Raw genomic sequence first — 17,851 nt, 5'->3', positions numbered from 1 at the left:
CTAACGGCATTAAAAACGCCACAAGCAATGAGGAGAATTCCTGTGAGCGATATCGAACAACGCGTTAAACAAGCGGTTGCAGAACAACTTGGTATTAAAGTCGAAGAGATTAAAAACGAAGCATCTTTCATGGATGACTTAGGTGCTGATTCTCTAGACCTGGTTGAACTTGTTATGTCTTTCGAAAATGACTTCGACATCACTATTCCTGATGAAGATTCTAACGAAATCACAACTGTTCAATCTGCTATTGACTATGTTACTAAAAAACTTGGTTAATGCTGATTTTCAGCTTTGCTGAACCTAAAGACCACCGCAAGGTGGTTTTTTTGTGCCTGTAGAATAGATATAGGGTGATTTTACAATCGATAACCTTTTGCTTACCAATGACTAACTTTGTATCTGCTGCTTTCCTTGTACAAATAAGAATGATCTGATGAATAACAAGAATGGAGTCCACTATGGGTCTTTTTGATTTTGTAAAAGGCATTGGTAAAAAGAACACTGCAGCTGCGGAGCCACAACAAACACCGGCAGCAACTCAACAGGCACCTGCCGCTGCACCTAAAGCAGCATCGGCTGAACCTTCTGCACAGGAAATAGCGAACAAATTATTAGGCCATGTTAAAAGCCTAGGACTGCCAATTACAGGATTGTCGATCAGCTATAACTCAACCTCAGATCTGGCAACCGTACGCGGACAGGTACAAAGTCAGGCGGATCGTGAAAAGATTATTTTAGCGGTAGGAAATGTTGATCATGTCGCTAAAGTGGATGACCAGCTGACTGTAGCGAATCCGGAACCTGAAAGTAAGTTCTATACGGTTAAATCGGGTGATACCTTATCTAAAATTTCGAAAGAATTTTATGGTGATGCCAACCAGTACAACAAGATTTTCGAGGCAAATCGCCCTTTACTGAAAAATGCGGATGATATTTTCCCGGGTCAGGTACTACGTATTCCTGCCTAGTTTTAGATAATCATCAATATAAATTAATAAAATTTTATTTTAAACTTATCTAATTCAGATAAACGGTTCACAACAAAGCCCCTTATGGGGTTTTGTTGTATCTACCACTTGAACCCTTGTCAGAATTAGATTCCTACATCCAGATATGAACTTTCCTTTACTTCTTCCATCACCACATAACTATGTGAGGAAGCAGAAGATGGGAGCTTTTTTAATAAATCCCCAAGCAGACGCCGGTAAGCACTCATTTCCTTTAGGCGTGCTTTCACCAGATAATCAAAATCTCCCGAGATCAGATGACATTCCAGCACTTCAGGAATTTCGCTTAAGTCACGCGCGACCTGTTCAAATACATCACCGGATTTGGCAGAAAGTTTGATTTCCAGAAACACTAACAGGTTCTTTTCCAGCTTTTCCGGATTGAGCCGGGCATGGTAACCCATGATGATCCCATCCCGTTCCAGTCGCTTGACCCGCTCGGAACAAGGTGTGGTGGAGAGGTTGACTCGGGAGGCAAGTTCACTAATGGCAATGCGTCCATCGCGCTGCAGGATATCTAAAATCATGCGATCAATGCGGTCTAATTTACGCATCTATTATTCCCTTAATTTTTAAAAATGACGCGAAAAATCTAGTGAATTTGCTGAATATATCAGTTTAAAACAGTGAAATTCACTATTGATCCAAAAATATACTGGTGAAATAAACTATAAACGTCATTGAGGGTAATGTCATGCGCGTAATTGTATTAGGTGGTGGTGTCATTGGTGTAACAAGTGCCTACTATCTTGCGCAGCAGGGAGCAGAAGTGACTGTCCTTGACCGTCAGGCAGGTCCAGCTGAAGAAACCAGTTTTGGTAATGCAGGCCAGATTTCTCCTGGTTATTCGACACCGTGGGCAGCACCTGGCATTCCATTTAAAGCAGTGAAATGGATGTTCCAGCATCATGCACCATTGGCGATTAATGTTGATGGTAGTCTGTGGCAGTTACAGTGGATGGCCCAGATGCTGAAAAACTGTAATGCCCAGCATTATGCAGTGAATAAAGAACGTATGGTGCGGGTCGCTGAATATAGCCGTGACTGTTTACGTAATCTACGTCGTGATATCGGCATTTCTTATGAAAACCGTTCTAAAGGAACCTTGCAGATTTTTCGTAAGGAAGCACAGCTCGATGCAGTGCAACGTGATATCGAAGTGCTGAAAGAAACCGGCGTGGATTTTGAATTGCTGGATCGTGAACAGCTAGCCAAAGTTGAACCGGCACTGGCAGAAGCTAAAGATAAACTGGTAGGTGGTTTGCATCTGCCAAATGATGAAACTGGTGATTGCTACCTGTTCACCAATGCGCTGGCCAATTATGCCAAAGGCATGGGCGTACAGTTCAAGTTTAACCAGCATGTTGAAAAACTGCTGTTTGAAGGTGACCAGATTAAAGGTGTGCTGGTCAACGGTCAGGTATTGACCGCAGATAAATATGTGCTGGCTTTCGGTAGCTATTCCCGTGATTTCCTGAAGCCGTTACACCTGGATCTGCCGGTGTATCCGGTTAAAGGTTATTCATTGACCATTCCAATTGTGGATCAGACTCATGCACCGCAATCGACTGTGCTGGATGAAACTTACAAGATTGCATTGACTCGTTTTGATCAGCGCATCCGTGTCGGTGGTATGGCAGAGCTGACAGGCTTTAATTTGGGTCTGAATGAAGATCGTCGCGCAACCTTGGAAATGGTCACTCGTGACCTGTTCCCGGGCGGCGATATGGCGCAGGCCAGTTTCTGGACCGGCTTACGTCCAATGACCCCGGATAGTACGCCAATCATTGGACCAACACGCTTTAATAACCTGTTCCTAAATACTGGACACGGTACCCTAGGTTGGACCATGGCCTGTGGTTCAGGAAAGCTGATCAGTGATCTGGTACTGGGTCAAGCACCTGAGATTAGTACTGAAGGCTTGTCGCTGAATCGTTATCAGCAGGTTGCTTAAGCTTTTAAGGATTATCAGTTTCAGGGAAGAAATTTATGCCACGTCCAATACACGCGGTGATTCATCAACAGGCATTGCAACATAACCTGCAAGTTGCACGTTCCTGCGCACCTCAAAGCCAGGTCTTTGCAGTGGTTAAAGCTGATGCCTATGGGCACGGTATTGAGCGGGTTTATCCCGCATTAAAAAGTGCTGATGGTTTTGCCTTTCTGGATCTTACTGAAGGAAAGCGTTTGCGTGCCTTAGGCTGTGACAAACCCTTATTGTTACTGGAAGGCATTTTTGGCCTTGAAGATTTATTCGACTGCGCCAAGTACGGGATAAGTTTTGCAATTCATGCCCAGCATCAACTGGAATGGTTAAAAACCTTTGTCGACTTACAACCAGACGTACAGTTTGATATCTTTTTAAAAATGAATAGCGGAATGAACCGACTGGGTTTTTTACCTGAGCAGTATCGTGTCGCTTTTCAGGAATTAAAAAATATTAAGCAAGTATGCTCCATCAGTCATATGACACATTTTTCCGATGCGGATGGCATGCGCCTTGGACAGGAAGGTATTGAACATCAACAGCTGGTCTTTACCGAAACCATTCAAAATCTGCCGGGCAAAACTTCACTCAGTAATAGTGCTGCCATTCTGCGTCATCATCAGCATATACAGTCAGACATTGTACGTAGCGGCATCATGCTTTACGGCAGCTCACCTGACTATCCCGCCCATACGATTGATCACTGGAACTTAAAGCCGACCATGAGTCTGCGTAGCGAACTGATCGCGATTCAGCAGGTTCGGGCAGAAGACAGCATTGGTTATGGCTCTACTTTTATAGTTGAGCAAGATATGCAGATTGGAATTGTGGCCTGTGGTTATGCGGATGGTTATCAGCGAATCACACAAACTGGAACACCAGTTTTGGTAGATGGGATTCGAACCCAAACGGTCGGTCGCGTCAGTATGGATATGCTGGCGGTTGATCTAGGTTCTATACCTGATGCGCAGATTGGTAGCGAAGTTGTGCTGTGGGGACAATCCATACACGGCACAGTATTGCCGATTGATGAAGTGGCCGCGGGTTCGGGTACGGTTGGCTATGAGCTGATGTGTGCCATTACTCAACGTGTGCCCGTGCAGATTGAAAGCTAAAGATTAAACAAATATTAGAAATAAGAGAGGATAAAATTATGACGGAACATGCAGATATTCAGCATTTGAACAGCAATCAGGTCATGAGTGCTGTCACCATTCACAATAAAACGGTGTATTTATCAGGGCAGGTGCCAGACAGCAGCAGTCTGGATATTCGTGGTCAAACGCGGGAAGTGCTCATGAAGATTGATCAACTCCTTAAACTGGCAGGTACAGACAAAAGCCGTCTGTTATCTGCACAGCTCTTTGTTAAAAACCTGGAAGACTTTCAAACCGTCAATGCACTCTGGATTGAATGGCTCGAGGGATGTGGCACACCAGCACGCGCAACCATTCAGGCGGATCTGGTAAATCCCGCCTGGTTAATTGAAATTGCAGTGATTGCAGCACTCCCTTAAGTTGCTTCAGATTTTTATATCTCCCAACTTGATTTTGTAAGCATATCAGGCCTGATCATTTAATCCATTAAATGAAACTGCATCTGCAATCAGGATTTCAGGAAGAAATCCTATCAGATAAGCGAAGGCTTGATGTGAAAAAGGAACCGAATATGAATACAGCCTCTTCTAAAGATGATGCATCATCATCTCCCCATGAATTACAACGTAAGCTCTCTAACCGTCATTTGCAGTTAATTGCCATTGGTGGTGCCATTGGTACAGGCCTGTTTATGGGTTCTGGTAAAACGATTGCACTGGCAGGGCCTTCAATCTTGTTTATCTACATGATTATTGGAGCCATGTTCTTTTTCCTGATGCGTGCATTAGGGGAAATCCTGTTATCCAATTTGCACTATAAATCCTTCATTGATATGGCGCATGACCTGATTGGTCCGGGGGCTGGCTATTATATTGGCTGGTCGTACTGGCTGGGCTGGATTCTGGTCGGTATTGCCGACTTAGCGGCAATTATCAATTATCTGAATTTCTGGCTGCCACCCGATATGGCTTTTACACCCATGGGACAGGCCATGATCAGTGCGGGCTGTGTATTGCTGGTACTGGGAATTAACCTGCTGACCGTGAAGCTGTTTGGTGAAATCGAGTTTTGGTTCGCCCTGATTAAAATTCTGGCGATTCTGGGCCTGATTGTGATTGGCGGATATATGATCTTCAGCGACTTCCAGGCACCAAGTGGATCGGCTGCCAGCCTGACCAATGTCTGGGCCTATGATGGTATGTTCCCTAAGGGCACAATGGGCTTTCTGGCTGGCTTCCAGATTGCGATGTTTGCTTTCGTAGGTGTAGAGCTGCTGGGTACGATGGCGGCTGAAACCAAGGATCCGGAAAAGAACTTGCCTAAAGCAGTGAATGCGATTCCTACGCGAATCATCCTGTTCTATGTATTGTCTCTGCTGGTGATTATGTCTGTAACACCGTGGGTAGAAATTCCTGCTGATCAAAGCCCTTTCGTGACCCTTTTCCTGCATGCGGGTATTCCAGTGTCAGCCATTATCATGAATCTGGTGGTGCTGTCTTCTGTGATGTCCTCCATGAATAGTGGCGTGTTCTCTACCAGCCGGATGCTGTTTGGTCTGGCACGTGATGGTCAGGCACCTCAGGCTTTGGCTGAGCTTTCAAGTCGCGCAGTTCCGGCTAAAGGTCTGTTATTTTCTTGTGCCTTTATTATGGCAGGTGCGGCTTTCCAGTACTTTGTACCGAACACGATGGAAGCCTTTACGCTGGCCAGCTCACTCTGTGTGATTCTGTTTATCAGTATCTGGGGGCTGATTATGGTGTGTTATATCCGTTACCGTAAACAGCAACCTGAAAAACATGCCACTTCGACCTTCAAAATGCCGGGCGGAATCTGGATGTCCTATCTGGTGTTGATCTTCTTGTTCTTTGCCTTAGTTATTTTAAGTCTGGAAGCAGATACCATGAAGGCACTGATGATTAGTCCGCTGTGGTTGGTGATTCTGTTTACTACCTATCATACTTTGTATAAACCACGTCTTCGTAAACGTCAGCAAATTCTCTCCGGAGAATAAAGTGCAGACATAAAAAATCCCCGATCAATCGGGGATTTTTTATTTTAGGGAATTTTAGAAAGTAGGTTTTACCACCACTAAAATCACCACAGCAAATAAAATCAGCGTTGGCATTTCATTAAAGAAGCGCCAGAACTTGTGTGACTTGTAATGGGCATTTTCCATCAGTTTCTTACGATAATAACCACATACCAAATGGTAAATGACTAGCAAGCCAACCAAGCCGACTTTCAGATAGAACCATAAGGCTTCATGGTAATGACGCGTTGCATCACCCCAATCGACCAGAAAGTGTGCTGTGATCAGCGTGGCGACCATAGCTGGCCACATAATCCCGCGATACAGCTTGCGTTCCATAATTTCAAAGCGTTGATGACTTACGACATCTTCGCTCATGGCATGGTAGACATAAAGCCGTGGCAGATAGAACAATGCAGCGAACCAGCAAACCACAGCAATAATATGTAATGCTTTTACCCACAAGAAAGCATCAGAAGGAGCATCCATCAAGTCACCCTAAAATGGGCGGCTTAGCCTTCCCATTTTTTGAAAACGAGACAAGCATTTACGCCGCCGAAACCGAAACTGTTACTCATCACAGTATTCAATTTTGCGTCACGTTTTTCAAGTACGATATCAAATGGTTTTGCGCCTTCATCCAGTTCAGTCACGTTGATGTTTGGTGCAATAAAGTCATTTTGCATCATCAGGATAGAGTAGATCGCTTCCTGTACACCTGCAGCACCCAGGCTGTGACCTGTCATAGATTTAGTCGAGCTGAGTGGAGGAACCTGACCTTCACCGAAGGCACGTGCCATGGCTTTAAGTTCAGTAACATCACCCGCTGGAGTAGAAGTACCATGTGTGTTCACGTAATCAATTTTATCTACGCCATGTTGTTTGGCTTCTTCTAGAGCCATCAGGATACAACGTGTTGCACCTTCGCCAGATGGAGCAACCATGTCAGCACCATCAGAGTTGGCTGCATAAGCCACAACTTCAGCCAGAATATTCGCGCCACGTGCCTGAGCATGTTCTAAAGACTCAAGCACCACGAAACCGCCACCACCAGCAATCACGAAACCGTCACGGTCTGCTGAATATGGACGAGAAGCTGTTTCAGGTGTGTCGTTGTATTTAGAGCACAGTGCACCCATCGCATCAAATAGCAGGCTTTGAGACCAGTGATCTTCTTCACCACCACCGGCAAGCATTAAATCCTGTTTACCCAGTTGGATCAGGTTATAAGCATAACCAATTGCATCGGCAGAAGTTGCACAAGCGCTAGTAATCGAGTGTGCAATCCCTTGTAATTTAAATGCGACACCGACGTTTGCTGTAATGGTATTCGACATGTTGCGTGGTACGAAGAATGGACCAACTTTGCGTGCGCCTTTTTCTTCCAGCAATTTTGTCATTTCTACTACAGAAGCTGTCGAGTTGCCACCTGAACCACCGGCAATACCATAACGTGGATTATTCGCCAGATCTTCCTGTTTTAAACCTGCGTGCTCAACGGCTGCAACAGCAGCATTGTAGGCATACATCGCACACACGCCCATAAAGCGTTTCAGCTTACGGTCAATACCATCAAAATCCTGTTCAGCAGCAGCGCTCACATGGCTTTTGAAATTCAGTTCAGCATAAGTCGGATTAAAACGTGTTCCTGAAATCCCGTTTTGTAAAGAGTGATTCACATCCTCTAATGTATTACCAATGCACGAGTTAATACCCATACCAGTGATGACAACACGTTTCATCTACAGATCCTTATAGTTTATCTCTGGGGCAGCGGGAGATATTTGGCGTTGATAAGACTGCAAAATATAGCGCTGACCCCTATTTCACAATGCAGAACATCATAGCAGAAAGATTTTTGAAATCTTATGGCAAATGTTATGCCGTGTGACAGTAGGTTGAGTTTATAAAGTACTGTGTAGAGCTTTTACTAAATGAAACAGAATAAGGTTGAGATAAATGCTGACTACACCTAGTATTTATACCAAATACAAGCACGTGCATGCTGAGGTAAAAAATGGTAAATGCTAATAATAAACAATCTAATGGTCTGATTTCGAATGCCTTTGGAGTGGCGAAAAAGTTCAGTTCAACAGGTTTGGAACTGTTAAATCATGTTGCACCAGATTCTGTGACTAAAACCTTCAATACCGATCATGCTGTTGATGGCTCGGCAAAAGTCAAAAGCCCTTTTGCTTCAAAAAAATATGAAAATCCTAAAGACATGCTACGCGAACATCTTCCAAATGTTTCCCGTCAGCTGCTGGGCCGTCGTTTTAATACCGTGAATAATGTCGCGCATTTTGTTTCTCCCCAGCTGGCCGACAAAGTATCTGACTACTTTTATAATCACCTGAATCAATTCAGTAACCAGATGAGTTCGGTTGATGCCATTCTGAATGAAGCAGGGGCGAAGGATCTGGAAGAACTGACTCAGGATACTACGCGTTCACAACGCATTTCTCAGGCGTTTGCCGAACAAAATAAATGGATGGCGACAGTACAAGGTGCTGTAAGTGGCGTCACTGGGGTATTGGGAACTGCGATTGATATTCCGGCTTCTTTATTGATGGCACTGCGTACCATCTATCAAGTAGGACGTTCTTATGGTTTTGATCTGAGCAAGGAAGATGATCAGGAAATCGTACAGCATATCTTTAGACAAATTGATCTCAGTCTGATTGCAGAAAAACAAGCACTCTTAATGGGGCTTAAAGCGCTGAGCAGTACCTTAAAGACACATGACCTGTCCCAGCTACAGACCATGCTCGGGTCAAGCAATGATATAGAAACACTGAAAAAATGGCTCAGTAATCAGGATGGCAGCATGAAGTGGGAATGGATGAACCATTTTCCGAAACTGTCTTTATTAGAGCAGCTAACCAAACTGACTCCATTGGCAAGTGCAGGGATTGGTGCAGTCTATAGCCATCGCTTTGTGAATGATGTGAACCAGAAAGCTCAAGAAGTATTCTCGCATGCTCGTCAGTATTTGCAGCAGCATCAGGATCTAGGCTTGTCACCATATGCTGCCTATGAAAAAGCCGTTGATCTGCTCCAGCAGGCGACCCCGAAGCTGATGGAAAATCTTGATCATTCAGCCGCTGATAAAGATAAGCCAATTCTGGATAAAGAAATCCCAATTGAAGGCAATCAAACCATCAAGCAAGTCAAACTGGTTAAGAAAGAGCAGGAAAGCTTGAGCCCGGAAGAAGCTGAAGTGAAAAAAGATGAAAAGGTCAGTGAAGGTCTGGATGAATTGACCGATAAACTGGTTGAACATGCCGACGCTAAACAGGAACAAAAACCGGCTATTCCAAAAGATTCTTTTGATGCAGATGCAGCCCTAGAAGAAGAGCTCGGCTTGCAGGAAAATGACACAGAAATGTTACAGGCAGCCGCTGAAGAAGAGACGGATACAAACAATCCAGAAAACTCAGAGACTGCAGACAAACAAACGCAAGCTGAGGAAACTACGGAAGATGTTACAAAAAATGCTGCCACAAAATCGAAAAAATAGGTGATTTTCACCATAAAATAAACGCTTAAAGTCGAGATGCGATCGTGTTTTGCCTGACTCCGGCATATTGACCGATTTTGCATCTTGACATACAATTGCATGCCCTCAAAAAGTAGTATTTTTTTGGGGCTTTTTATTAACGGGAGAATTGCCACATGGCAACAACAAATCAGTTGATCCGTAAGGGTCGTACGACTTTAGTTGAAAAATCTAAAGTTCCTGCGTTGAAGGCTTGTCCACAGCGCCGTGGTGTTTGTACACGTGTTTACACAACTACACCTAAAAAACCTAACTCAGCAATGCGTAAAGTTTGCCGTGTTCGCTTAACTTCAGGTTTCGAAGTTTCTAGCTACATCGGTGGTGAAGGCCATAACCTGCAAGAGCACAGTGTTGTTCTTATCCGTGGTGGTCGTGTTAAAGACTTACCAGGTGTACGTTACCATACCGTTCGTGGTTCTTTAGACTGTGCTGGTGTTAAAGATCGTAACCAAGCTCGTTCTAAATACGGTACTAAACGTCCTAAGAAATAATCTTTCGAGATTAAGCTCTTAGTTCGCTAGAACTGCAATCCTTTATCGTCTCGCTTGTCTGATTTCTGCATTTAATTTTGTGAAAATTCAAGCGACGTGTAGTAAGGCCAGCGAATGCACACGACACTTTGTGCTACTGCTGGATTAACCTGAAGTGTCATATTTATAGGTAGTTTTAAAATGCCAAGACGTCGCGTAGTCGCTGCTCGTGAAATCCTTCCGGATCCTAAGTTCAGCAGCCAAACAATCGCTAAATTCATGAACCACGTAATGCAAGATGGTAAAAAATCTATTGCTGAAAGTATCGTTTACGGTGCTTTAGACCGCGTTCAAGAAAAATCTAAAGTAGATCCAGTTGAATTTTTCGAGACTACTCTTGAAAAAGTTCGTCCTATGGTCGAAGTAAAAGCACGCCGTGTTGGTGGTGCTACATACCAGGTACCTATGGAAGTGCGCCCATCCCGTCGTACTGCCTTGGCTATGCGTTGGTTAGTAGATGCTGCTGCTAAGCGTTCTGAAAAAACTATGGCTTTACGTCTTGCTGGTGAGTTGCTTGATGCAGCTGAAGGTAAAGGCGCAGCGGTTAAAAAACGTGAAGATGTGCACCGTATGGCTGAAGCCAACAAAGCCTTCTCTCACTACCGTTTCTAAGCGGATAAAACAGGACCTAATCAGGAGGGTGATGAATTTAGTTGTCACTAGTTTGTCATCAAAGCGCTTTAAGTTGCTATGCAGCTTAAAGCGTCCTGTTTTAAACAACAAAATTTAGGAATGCTAGAAATCATGGCACGTCAAACCCCAATTTCTCGTTACCGTAACATTGGTATCTCTGCGCACATTGACGCAGGTAAAACAACCACTTCTGAACGTATTTTGTTCTACACAGGTGAGAGCCACAAACTAGGTGAAACTCACGAAGGTTCAGCAACAACTGACTGGATGGAACAAGAGCAAGAACGTGGTATTACCATTACTTCAGCAGCAGTAACATGCTTCTGGAAAGGTATGGCTAACCAGTTCGACCAACACCGTATTAACGTTATTGACACCCCGGGACACGTTGACTTCACAATCGAAGTTGAGCGTTCTATGCGTGTTCTTGACGGTGCATGTATGGTTTACTGTGCTGTAGGTGGTGTACAACCTCAGTCTGAAACTGTATGGCGTCAAGCAAACAAATATAAAGTACCTCGTATTGCGTTCGTTAACAAAATGGACCGTACTGGTGCGAACTTCTTCCGTGCGGTTGAACAAATGAAAACTCGCTTGGGTGCTAACCCAGTGCCAATCGTTGTTCCAATCGGTGCTGAAGAAAACTTCCAAGGTGTTGTTGACCTTATCGAAATGAAAGCGATTATCTGGGATGAAGCATCTCAAGGTATGAAGTTTGAATATGGCGACATCCCAGCTGACCTAGTTGATACTGCTAATGAATGGCGTACAAACATGGTTGAAGCAGCTGCGGAAGCATCTGAAGAGCTTATGGACAAATACCTTGAAGAAGGTGATTTGACGAAAGAAGAAATCGTAGCTGGTTTACGTACGCGTACGCTTGCAAACGAAATTCAACCGATGATGTGTGGTTCGGCGTTCAAAAACAAAGGTGTTCAACGTATGTTGGACGCAGTAATTGAATTCCTTCCAGCGCCGACTGACGTTGAAGCAATCAAAGGTATCTTAGACGACAAAGACGAAACTGAAGGTTCTCGTGAAGCGTCTGACGATGCACCGTTTGCTGCGTTAGCGTTCAAAATCATGAACGACAAATTCGTTGGTAACTTAACGTTCGTACGTGTTTACTCTGGTGTTCTTAAAGCGGGTAGCCCGGTTTATAACCCAGTGAAAATGAAACGTGAGCGTATCGGCCGTATCGTACAGATGCACGCAAATGACCGTCACGACATCGAAGAAATTCGTGCGGGCGACATCGCGGCATGTGTAGGTCTTAAAGATACAACAACTGGTGATACATTATGTGATGAAAACCACGTAATTACACTAGAGCGTATGGAATTCCCAGAGCCAGTAATTGCACTTGCAGTTGAGCCTAAAACTAAAGCTGACCAAGAAAAAATGTCAGTTGCTTTAGGTCGTTTGGCGAAAGAAGATCCATCGTTCCGCGTACGTACTGACGAAGAATCTGGTCAAACAATTATTGCTGGTATGGGTGAGCTTCACCTTGACATCATTGTTGACCGTATGAAACGTGAATTCAACGTTGAAGCGAACATTGGTAAACCAATGGTTGCTTACCGTGAAACGATCAAAAAATCTGTTGAACAAGAAGGTAAATTCGTTCGTCAAACAGGTGGTAAAGGTAAATTTGGTCACGTATACGTACGTCTTGAGCCAATGGACCCTGAATCTGGTAAAGACTACGAGTTCGCTGAAGAAGTTGTCGGCGGTGTAGTACCGAAAGAATTCTTCGGTGCGGTTGACAAAGGTATCCAAGAACGTATGAAGAATGGTGTCCTTGCTGGTTACCCAGTAGTTGGCATCAAAGCGACATTGTTCGACGGTTCTTACCATGATGTCGACTCTGACGAATTATCGTTCAAAATGGCGGGTTCTTACGCATTCCGTGATGGTTTCATGAAAGCAGATCCTGTTCTTCTTGAACCAATCATGAAAGTTGAAGTAGAAACTCCAGAAGACTACATGGGCGATATCATGGGTGACTTAAACCGTCGTCGTGGTATGGTTCAAGGTATGGACGATCTTCCTGGCGGTACTAAAGCAATCCGTGCTGAAGTTCCACTTTCTGAGATGTTTGGTTACGCAACTCACATGCGTTCTATGTCTCAAGGTCGTGCGACTTACTCTATGGAATTTGCTAAATATGCTGAAACTCCACGTAACGTGGCTGAAGGCATCATTGCTAAGTTCCAAGCTGGCGGCAAAAAAGGTGACGACGAGTAATCTTTCGATTACTATATTGCCTAACTAAATTTATAGTTAAAATCTAATACTCATGCAGGTTTACTGCATGAGTAATCTACAAAGGAAGATGAACATGGCTAAGGCTAAGTTTGAACGTAATAAGCCACACGTTAACGTGGGCACAATCGGTCACGTTGACCATGGTAAAACAACTTTAACAGCTGCGATTGCAACTGTATGTGCTAAAAAATTCGGTGGTGAAGCGAAAGACTACGCTGCAATCGACTCTGCACCAGAAGAAAAAGCACGTGGTATTACAATTAATACTTCACACGTAGAATACGATTCTCCAACTCGTCACTATGCTCACGTAGACTGCCCGGGCCACGCCGATTATGTTAAAAACATGATTACTGGTGCTGCTCAGATGGACGGCGCGATCCTTGTATGTGCTGCGACTGACGGTCCAATGCCACAAACTCGTGAACACATCCTGCTTTCTCGTCAGGTAGGTGTACCTTACATCGTTGTATTCTTGAACAAATGCGACCTTGTAGACGACGAAGAGCTTCTTGAACTGGTTGAAATGGAAGTTCGTGAACTTCTTTCTACTTACGACTTCCCAGGTGATGACACTCCTGTAATCCGTGGTTCAGCACTTGCTGCACTGAACGGTGAAGCTGGTCAATACGGTGAAGATGCAGTTGTAGCTCTTGTTGAAGCGCTTGACTCTTACATTCCAGAACCAGAACGTGCAATCGACCAAGCATTCTTGATGCCAATCGAAGACGTATTCTCAATTTCTGGTCGTGGTACAGTTGTAACTGGCCGTGTTGAAACTGGTATCATCAAAGTTGGTGAAGAAGTTGAAATCGTGGGTATCAAAGACACAGTTAAGACTACTGTAACTGGCGTTGAAATGTTCCGTAAACTTCTTGACGAAGGCCGTGCTGGTGAGAACTGTGGTATCTTGCTTCGTGGTACTAAACGTGAAGACGTACAACGTGGTCAAGTACTTGCTAAACCAGGTTCTATCAAACCGCACACTAAATTCGATGCGGAAGTATACGTACTTTCTAAAGACGAAGGTGGTCGTCACACTCCATTCCTTAACGGTTACCGTCCACAGTTCTACTTCCGTACAACTGACGTAACTGGCGCGATTTCTTTGAAAGAAGGCGTTGAAATGGTTATGCCTGGTGACAACGTAGAAATGTCAGTAGAACTAATCCACCCAATCGCAATGGACCCAGGTCTACGTTTTGCGATCCGTGAGGGTGGTCGTACGGTTGGTGCTGGTGTAGTTGCTAAAGTAACTGCATAATCACTGATTGTGTGAAAAAAGCGTCCCTTTGGGGCGCTTTTTTTATATCTGTAAATTCAACTTACTCATTTTCAAGCATATTTAAATTGTCTAACAATATATTTACAAGCTGTCCTTAAGTGATATTTCACTGACCTTATCTGCCCTTATGTGAAAAATTCAACGCAGTAATATAACTATAAGAATTTTAATAATTAGATTTCAGCTCTATATAGAACTGATGGGAGTAAGTGTATGAATGCTCAAGTGAAAATTACCAATCGTGCAGGCGCAAGTTTTCCGGTACGTCGTATGAGTTTTGATTTTGATCAAGTGCCAGAATACTGGATGAATGGTTCAGCAGGACTGACTCACTTTATGACTGCACTCTCTGCACTATTCCCGGCAGGCGAAAAATTCTTTATTGATTCTGTTCGCGCTGTACGTCAGCACCCAGCAATTAAAGACAATGAAGCATTGCAAAAAGAAATTTCTGCCTTTATTGGTCAGGAAGCCATGCATACCCAGGAACATGTTGGCTTTAATGCCTCAGCGCAACGCCATGGCCATGATGTTGATACGCTAGATCGTTATACTGACCGAGTCATTCAAACTGCACGCAAAATCTTCGCGGCAGTCGGTAAGCCAGTCGGTATTACCCAGGAAATGGTCGACCTCACTGCGACGACTGCACTAGAACATTTTACTGCGACCATTGCATCTCAGTTACTGACCAATCAGCATATTCAGGAACTGATGAAAGATGACACCATGAAAACCATGTGGCTCTGGCATGCAATTGAAGAGAATGAACATAAGGCCGTGGCCTATGATGTATTCGAAGGTGTTTTCGGTAAAGGTTTAAAATCTTATCTACTGCGTACCACTTCACTGGTTGCAGCGATGGTCACGCTATTCTTTGTACAAAGCTACTTCGTATTGCGTTTATTGAAAGAAGACCGTCAGTTAAGTCTTGGAGCTTTAAAAGAAATCTATACTTATGGTTATAGCCCATCTAAAGGAATTATTACCGGTATGGGTAAAGAAATGCTGATGTACTTTAAACCTGGTTTTCATCCAAATGATCATGACACCCATAGCTTATTACAAAGCTGGAAACAAAAACTGGGCCTTTAATTTAAAACTAGATTAAAAGACTGAAGGGCAACCTAAGTTGCTCTTTTTTTTGCTCGATTTTTTAAATAAAGTTTCTATAATGCGGAGGTTAATTCTAGATAAGATGAACGAAGATGATTCGTTTGATGCAAGCTGCGGATGTACCAGCCGTTGCCAAGATTGAAACCAAAGTACAATCCCATCCCTGGACCTTTAAACAATTTGAAGATGCTGTTACTGCCTATCAAAGCACTGTGATTGAACAAGCAGGGCAAGTCGTAGGGTTCTGCATTTTACAGCCGGTGTTGGATGAAGCCAATTTATTACTGATGGCAATTGATCCTGCGCAACAGGGCAAAGGTTTAGGTTATCAGTTGCTAGATGCCTCAATTGCATTATTGAAAAATAGTCCAGTACAAATCTTTCTGGAAGTACGGGAAAGCAATACTGCTGCAATTAAACTGTATGAAAAAACCGGTTTTCATCAGATTGATCTGCGCAAGAACTATTATCCGAATTCGAATGGCACTCGGGAACATGCCATTATTATGGTGAAGTCCTGTACTGATGATTTTGCTAGCCTGTTTAAATAATATTCCAGCTCTTATTTGACGACTAAATTACTTGATGATGGGATTATTCCATCCGCTAGGCAAGGTCGTCATCAAGGAGTTTCCCAGATGTTCAATCTCCACAGGGGTAAGGGTGCGGTTTAATCGGCGCCATTGCCCGTCAATCAATAATTCAAGTGGCAGGTATTGAGACTTGTAGTTCATTTTGGCTGAATGTGGCACCCAGTAGCCCAGATAAACAAACTGTAAGCCAAGTTTTTGAGTGTGCTCAATCTGTTTCAGAATCGCAAAGGCACCAAGGGAACGGCGGTTCTCATCAGGATCAAAGAAAGTATACACCGCTGAAACGCCATCATCGAGCAGGTCACAAGTCGATACACTGATGAGACGGTCATCTTTCCATAATTCCAGAAAGAAACTATCGGTACAGCTTTGCAGTAAAAACTTTTCGAACTGGTCACGGCTAGGTGGATACATATCACCATCTGCATGACGTTCATTAATATAACGTTCATAGAGGGCGTAATGTATATCTGTGGCCTGTTCAGGATGGGTAATTTTAACCGTCAAATCCTGATTACGTTTCCAGGCTTTTTTTTGCGAGCTGTTCATTTGGAATTCATGAACAGGAATACGTGAAGATAAACATTGACGGCACAGGTGGCATTCAGGCCGATAGACAAAATCACCACTACGACGGAAACCGGTACGAGAAAGCTCGGACAGCGTCACTACATCAATACGGTGCGCTGGATCAAGAAAAACCATGCGCGCGGACTTGTTGGGCAGATAGCTACAGTCATGCGGCGGCGTAATATAATACTGTAAATCGTTCAGTAGGGACTGTGGTTGATAAGAGTTCATAACAAGTGCCCTCTGTTATTTTCATTCACTTAATCGCGCAGACTGCGCTATTGTTTTACTTGAAAATACACCGTCTTGATACTTTTTCCAAATGATCGCAGGCTGTTTTATCACATCTTGTAACGATTTAAGATATGTATGGCGAGAAATTGTACAGGCACCTAGACTCATCAAGTGATCATTCACCAATTGACAGTCAATCCAGGGCAGCTGATTTTCTCTGCCAATCAGCATCAGGGCATAGAAAGCCATTTTAGAAACATCGGTTTGGGTACTAAACATGGATTCACCGAAACAGCCCTTGCCGATAGTCACCCCATAGAGTCCACCTACTAGGCGATCTTCATCCCAAACCTCAATACTATAACCATAACCCGCATTAAACAGGTCGCAATAACCTTGAATGATCTCTTTACTAATCCAGGTCTCATCTGCATAAGCGCGAGGCAATGAGCAGGAACGGATGACTCTTTCAAAAGCATGATTCACCGTAATTTTATAATCCTGTTTTTTCATGCTTCGAAGCAGGGATTTACTTGGATGATAATCTTCTGGCCGAATAATACAGCGTGGTTCCGGACTCCACCAGCAGATCGGATCACCTTCAGAAAACCAGGGGAAGAGACCATGGGTATAGGCCTCATACAAAGTAGAAGGGGAGAGGTCTGCACCGATACAAATCAGGCCTTCACCCTCAAGATCTGCTTCTTCAGGATTGGGGAAAATGTACTGTGAAGGAGGAAGAAGATGCATGCAGAACCCTGATCTTGAAATAGACTGTTTTTATCATACATAAAAAAACCGCCCATGATGGACTAATGCCAGTCAGTTAAGCAGACATTAGAAAAATGTAGTAAAAATGAGTGTATGCCAATACGCTCATTTTTTTATGACTTTATCTGAAAATTTAGATTGTACTCTTCAACATTCTCTACCTTCACTT

The 17,851-nt window shown here is 43.7% G+C and carries 18 protein-coding genes; 13 read left to right on the top strand and 5 right to left on the bottom strand.

Annotated elements, in window-relative coordinates; translation table 11 throughout:
* Positions 1-42: 42 nt before the first annotated feature.
* Both acpP and lysM read left to right on the top strand, forming a co-directional pair.
* Positions 43-279 (top strand): acyl carrier protein, encoded by a 237-nt coding sequence (gene acpP / locus FTV13_RS10025; RefSeq protein ID WP_004783299.1) that lies wholly within the window; start codon positions 43-45, stop codon positions 277-279.
* Positions 280-461: 182 nt separating this feature from the next.
* Positions 462-971 carry a peptidoglycan-binding protein LysM gene (gene lysM / locus FTV13_RS10020; RefSeq protein ID WP_004783297.1) on the top strand — a complete coding sequence of 170 codons (510 nt, stop codon included), beginning with the start codon at positions 462-464 and terminating at the stop codon, positions 969-971.
* Between the two features lie 125 nt (positions 972-1,096).
* Here lysM and FTV13_RS10015 read toward each other — a convergent pair whose 3' ends face one another.
* A complete protein-coding gene (locus FTV13_RS10015) occupies positions 1,097-1,564 on the bottom strand; it encodes an Lrp/AsnC ligand binding domain-containing protein (protein ID WP_004783295.1) in 468 nt (155 codons plus the stop codon).
* Between the two features lie 140 nt (positions 1,565-1,704).
* On the opposite strand from FTV13_RS10015, the gene FTV13_RS10010 reads away from it, so the two are divergent.
* From FTV13_RS10010 to FTV13_RS09995, 4 genes are all read left to right on the top strand, one after another.
* On the top strand, positions 1,705-2,964 hold the full coding sequence (locus FTV13_RS10010) for a D-amino acid dehydrogenase (RefSeq protein ID WP_034701616.1): 1,260 nt from the start codon (positions 1,705-1,707) through the stop codon (positions 2,962-2,964).
* 35 nt (positions 2,965-2,999) lie between these two features.
* The gene (gene alr, locus FTV13_RS10005) at positions 3,000-4,112 is read left to right on the top strand and encodes an alanine racemase (RefSeq protein WP_180011921.1); all 1,113 of its coding nucleotides are present in this window, start codon (positions 3,000-3,002) and stop codon (positions 4,110-4,112) included.
* Positions 4,113-4,150: 38 nt separating this feature from the next.
* Positions 4,151-4,513, top strand: coding sequence for a RidA family protein (locus tag FTV13_RS10000; protein WP_180011919.1), 363 nt, complete (start codon positions 4,151-4,153; stop codon positions 4,511-4,513).
* Positions 4,514-4,665: 152 nt separating this feature from the next.
* Positions 4,666-6,105 (top strand): amino acid permease, encoded by a 1,440-nt coding sequence (locus FTV13_RS09995; RefSeq protein ID WP_034701631.1) that lies wholly within the window; start codon positions 4,666-4,668, stop codon positions 6,103-6,105.
* Positions 6,106-6,159: 54 nt separating this feature from the next.
* Here FTV13_RS09995 and FTV13_RS09990 read toward each other — a convergent pair whose 3' ends face one another.
* Together FTV13_RS09990 and FTV13_RS09985 are read right to left on the bottom strand one after the other, a co-directional pair.
* The gene (locus tag FTV13_RS09990) at positions 6,160-6,612 is read right to left on the bottom strand and encodes a CopD family protein (protein ID WP_004783286.1); all 453 of its coding nucleotides are present in this window, start codon (positions 6,610-6,612) and stop codon (positions 6,160-6,162) included.
* 23 nt (positions 6,613-6,635) lie between these two features.
* Complete coding sequence (locus FTV13_RS09985; protein WP_005234293.1) at positions 6,636-7,865, bottom strand: beta-ketoacyl synthase N-terminal-like domain-containing protein; 1,230 nt, start codon at positions 7,863-7,865, stop codon at positions 6,636-6,638.
* A 275-nt stretch (positions 7,866-8,140) separates the two neighbouring features.
* On the opposite strand from FTV13_RS09985, the gene FTV13_RS09980 reads away from it, so the two are divergent.
* The 7 genes from FTV13_RS09980 to rimI all read left to right on the top strand — a co-directional run bounded on the left by FTV13_RS09980 (position 8,141) and on the right by rimI (position 16,065).
* Complete coding sequence (locus FTV13_RS09980; protein WP_180011917.1) at positions 8,141-9,643, top strand: EcsC family protein; 1,503 nt, start codon at positions 8,141-8,143, stop codon at positions 9,641-9,643.
* 155 nt (positions 9,644-9,798) lie between these two features.
* The gene (rpsL, locus tag FTV13_RS09975; RefSeq protein WP_004783283.1) at positions 9,799-10,173 is read left to right on the top strand and encodes a 30S ribosomal protein S12; all 375 of its coding nucleotides are present in this window, start codon (positions 9,799-9,801) and stop codon (positions 10,171-10,173) included.
* Between the two features lie 180 nt (positions 10,174-10,353).
* Entirely contained in the window at positions 10,354-10,824 is a 471-nt protein-coding gene (gene rpsG / locus FTV13_RS09970; RefSeq protein WP_004783282.1) for a 30S ribosomal protein S7, read from the top strand.
* Positions 10,825-10,956: 132 nt separating this feature from the next.
* Positions 10,957-13,092 (top strand): elongation factor G, encoded by a 2,136-nt coding sequence (gene fusA / locus FTV13_RS09965; protein WP_180011916.1) that lies wholly within the window; start codon positions 10,957-10,959, stop codon positions 13,090-13,092.
* A gap of 94 nt (positions 13,093-13,186) precedes the next feature.
* Complete coding sequence (tuf, locus tag FTV13_RS09960) at positions 13,187-14,377, top strand: elongation factor Tu (RefSeq protein ID WP_004781663.1); 1,191 nt, start codon at positions 13,187-13,189, stop codon at positions 14,375-14,377.
* A gap of 234 nt (positions 14,378-14,611) precedes the next feature.
* Positions 14,612-15,493, top strand: coding sequence for a metal-dependent hydrolase (locus FTV13_RS09955; protein WP_180011914.1), 882 nt, complete (start codon positions 14,612-14,614; stop codon positions 15,491-15,493).
* Between the two features lie 113 nt (positions 15,494-15,606).
* A complete protein-coding gene (gene rimI / locus FTV13_RS09950; RefSeq protein WP_180002414.1) occupies positions 15,607-16,065 on the top strand; it encodes a ribosomal protein S18-alanine N-acetyltransferase in 459 nt (152 codons plus the stop codon).
* 27 nt (positions 16,066-16,092) lie between these two features.
* On the opposite strand, the gene FTV13_RS09945 is transcribed toward rimI, so the two are convergent.
* Positions 16,093-16,908, bottom strand: a complete 816-nt coding sequence (locus FTV13_RS09945; RefSeq protein ID WP_005234302.1) for an arginyltransferase — start codon at positions 16,906-16,908, stop codon at positions 16,093-16,095.
* Positions 16,909-16,929: 21 nt separating this feature from the next.
* Complete coding sequence (gene aat, locus FTV13_RS09940; protein ID WP_180011912.1) at positions 16,930-17,661, bottom strand: leucyl/phenylalanyl-tRNA--protein transferase; 732 nt, start codon at positions 17,659-17,661, stop codon at positions 16,930-16,932.
* Positions 17,662-17,851 lie beyond the last annotated feature (190 nt).

The organism is Acinetobacter sp. YH12235 (genome assembly GCF_013417705.1).
Classification (GTDB): domain Bacteria; phylum Pseudomonadota; class Gammaproteobacteria; order Pseudomonadales; family Moraxellaceae; genus Acinetobacter.
This window is presented reverse-complemented; position numbering and strand designations above follow the sequence as displayed.

Bases quoted from the DNA above. Each gene is read 5' to 3' on its own strand.
- lysM (WP_004783297.1), top strand. From the start codon at position 462: ATGGGTCTTTTTGATTTTGTAAAAGGCATTGGTAAAAAGAACACTGCA.
- FTV13_RS10015 (WP_004783295.1), bottom strand. From the start codon at position 1,564: ATGCGTAAATTAGACCGCATTGATCGCATGATTTTAGATATCCTGCAG.
- FTV13_RS10010 (WP_034701616.1), top strand. From the start codon at position 1,705: ATGCGCGTAATTGTATTAGGTGGTGGTGTCATTGGTGTAACAAGTGCC.
- alr (WP_180011921.1), top strand. From the start codon at position 3,000: ATGCCACGTCCAATACACGCGGTGATTCATCAACAGGCATTGCAACAT.
- FTV13_RS10000 (WP_180011919.1), top strand. From the start codon at position 4,151: ATGACGGAACATGCAGATATTCAGCATTTGAACAGCAATCAGGTCATG.
- FTV13_RS09995 (WP_034701631.1), top strand. From the start codon at position 4,666: ATGAATACAGCCTCTTCTAAAGATGATGCATCATCATCTCCCCATGAA.
- FTV13_RS09990 (WP_004783286.1), bottom strand. From the start codon at position 6,612: ATGGATGCTCCTTCTGATGCTTTCTTGTGGGTAAAAGCATTACATATT.
- FTV13_RS09985 (WP_005234293.1), bottom strand. From the start codon at position 7,865: ATGAAACGTGTTGTCATCACTGGTATGGGTATTAACTCGTGCATTGGT.
- FTV13_RS09980 (WP_180011917.1), top strand. From the start codon at position 8,141: ATGGTAAATGCTAATAATAAACAATCTAATGGTCTGATTTCGAATGCC.
- rpsL (WP_004783283.1), top strand. From the start codon at position 9,799: ATGGCAACAACAAATCAGTTGATCCGTAAGGGTCGTACGACTTTAGTT.
- rpsG (WP_004783282.1), top strand. From the start codon at position 10,354: ATGCCAAGACGTCGCGTAGTCGCTGCTCGTGAAATCCTTCCGGATCCT.
- fusA (WP_180011916.1), top strand. From the start codon at position 10,957: ATGGCACGTCAAACCCCAATTTCTCGTTACCGTAACATTGGTATCTCT.
- tuf (WP_004781663.1), top strand. From the start codon at position 13,187: ATGGCTAAGGCTAAGTTTGAACGTAATAAGCCACACGTTAACGTGGGC.
- FTV13_RS09955 (WP_180011914.1), top strand. From the start codon at position 14,612: ATGAATGCTCAAGTGAAAATTACCAATCGTGCAGGCGCAAGTTTTCCG.
- rimI (WP_180002414.1), top strand. From the start codon at position 15,607: ATGATTCGTTTGATGCAAGCTGCGGATGTACCAGCCGTTGCCAAGATT.
- FTV13_RS09945 (WP_005234302.1), bottom strand. From the start codon at position 16,908: ATGAACTCTTATCAACCACAGTCCCTACTGAACGATTTACAGTATTAT.
- aat (WP_180011912.1), bottom strand. From the start codon at position 17,661: ATGCATCTTCTTCCTCCTTCACAGTACATTTTCCCCAATCCTGAAGAA.